A 2489-nucleotide genomic window follows, 5' to 3' on the forward strand; every position below is an offset into this window, starting at 1 on the left:
CTTCATTCCAACACCATAATGCTTTGGTGTTGTATGGTTAAGCCTCACGGGCAATTAGTACGGGTTAGCTCAACACATTACTGCGCTTCCACACCCCGCCTATCAACGTTGTAGTCTTCAACAACCCTTTAGGGAGATTACACTCCAGTGAGAGCTCATCTTGAGGCTCGCTTCCCGCTTAGATGCTTTCAGCGGTTATCGATTCCGAACGTAGCTACCGGGCAGTGCCATTGGCATGACAACCCGAACACCAGCGGTTCGTTCACTCCGGTCCTCTCGTACTAGGAGCAACTCCTCTCAACTCTCAAACGCCCACGGCAGATAGGGACCGAACTGTCTCACGACGTTCTAAACCCAGCTCGCGTACCACTTTAAATGGCGAACAGCCATACCCTTGGGACCGACTTCAGCCCCAGGATGTGATGAGCCGACATCGAGGTGCCAAACACCGCCGTCGATATGAACTCTTGGGCGGTATCAGCCTGTTATCCCCGGAGTACCTTTTATCCGTTGAGCGATGGCCCTTCCATTCAGAACCACCGGATCACTAAGACCTGCTTTCGCACCTGCTCGACGTGTCTGTCTCGCAGTTAAGCTGGCTTATGCCTTTGCACTAACCGTACGATGTCCGACCGTACTTAGCCAACCTTCGTGCTCCTCCGTTACTCTTTGGGAGGAGACCGCCCCAGTCAAACTACCCACCAGGCACTGTCCGCACCCCAGATAATGGGGCAACGTTAGAACATCAAACATACAAGGGTGGTATTTCAAGGTTGGCTCCACGCAAACTGGCGTCTGCGCTTCATAGCCTCCCACCTATCCTACACATGTAGGTTCAATGTTCAGTGCCAAGCTGTAGTAAAGGTTCACGGGGTCTTTCCGTCTAGCCGCGGGTACACTGCATCTTCACAGCGATTTCAATTTCACTGAGTCTCGGGTGGAGACAGCGTGGCCATGGTTACACCATTCGTGCAGGTCGGAACTTACCCGACAAGGAATTTCGCTACCTTAGGACCGTTATAGTTACGGCCGCCGTTTACCGGGGCTTCGATCAAGAGCTTCGGACGAATCCTAACCCCATCAATTAACCTTCCGGCACCGGGCAGGTGTCACACCCTATACGTCAACTTTCGTTTTAGCAGAGTGCTGTGTTTTTAATAAACAGTCCCAGCCACCTGGTCACTGCGACCACTATCAGCTTACGACGCGAAGTCTTCACCAACAGTGGCGTACCTTCTCCCGAAGTTACGGTACTATTTTGCCTAGTTCCTTCACCCGAGTTCTCTCAAGCGCCTTAGTATTCTCTACCTGACCACCTGTGTCGGTTTCGGGTACGGTTCTCATATACCTGAAGCTTAGAGGATTTTCCTGGAAGCATGGCATCAACAACTTCGGTTCCTTAGAACCTCGTCTCGTGTCTCAGTCTTAAGAGTCCGGATTTGCCTAAACTCTCAACCTACTCACTTTCACGCGGACTACCAACGCCGCGCTTGCCTAGCCTTCTCCGTCACCCCATCGCAGTATATTTAAGTACGGGAATATTAACCCGTTTCCCATCGACTACGCCTTTCGGCCTCGCCTTAGGGGCCGACTTACCCTACCCTGATTAGCATGGGATAGGAACCCTTGGTCTTCCGGCGTGGGGGTTTTTCACCCCCATTATCGTTACTCATGTCAGCATTCGCACTTGTGATACCTCCAGCATGCCTCTCGACACACCTTCAACAGCTTACACAACGCTCCCCTACCACTGTTGCACATCCTTAATGCGACTCTTTGCTTTACGTTTAGCATCCTCGTCTATTGAAGGGACGCTTTCGCTTCGCTTTGCTACGCGTAAGCGTAACTCGAATCGAATTAAGTGATGTGCAACAATCCGCAGCTTCGGTGCATGGTTTAGCCCCGTTACATCTTCCGCGCAGGCCGACTCGACTAGTGAGCTATTACGCTTTCTTTAAAGGGTGGCTGCTTCTAAGCCAACCTCCTAGCTGTCTATGCCTTCCCACATCGTTTCCCACTTAACCATGACTTCGGGACCTTAGCTGGCGGTCTGGGTTGTTTCCCTCTCCACGACGAACGTTAGCACCCGCCGTGTGTCTCCCGGATAGTACTCACTGGTATTCGGAGTTTGCATGGGGTTGGTAAGTCGGGATGACCCCCTAGCCCAAACAGTGCTCTACCCCCAGTGGTATTCATCCGAGGCTCTACCTAAATAGATTTCGGGGAGAACCAGCTATCTCCGGGCTTGATTAGCCTTTCACTCCTAGCCACAGGTCATCTCCTAATTTTTCAACATTAGTGAGTTCGGTCCTCCAGTTGATGTTACTCAACCTTCAACCTGCCCATGGATAGATCGCCCGGTTTCGGGTCTACACCTTGCAACTTGACGCCCAGTTAAGACTCGGTTTCCCTACGGCTACCCTATTCGGTTAACCTTGCTACAAAATGTAAGTCGCTGACCCATTATACAAAAGGTACGCAGTCACACC

The 2489-nt window shown here is 51.7% G+C and carries 1 rRNA gene; it reads right to left on the reverse strand.

From position 1 onward, the window contains the following. Nucleotides 1-33: 33 nt before the first annotated feature. Nucleotides 34-2489, reverse strand: a 23S ribosomal RNA gene (locus CWE07_RS14165); the annotation flags it as partial.

This window comes from Aliidiomarina maris (genome assembly GCF_003987335.1).
Taxonomy (GTDB): Bacteria; Pseudomonadota; Gammaproteobacteria; order Enterobacterales; family Alteromonadaceae; genus Aliidiomarina; species Aliidiomarina maris.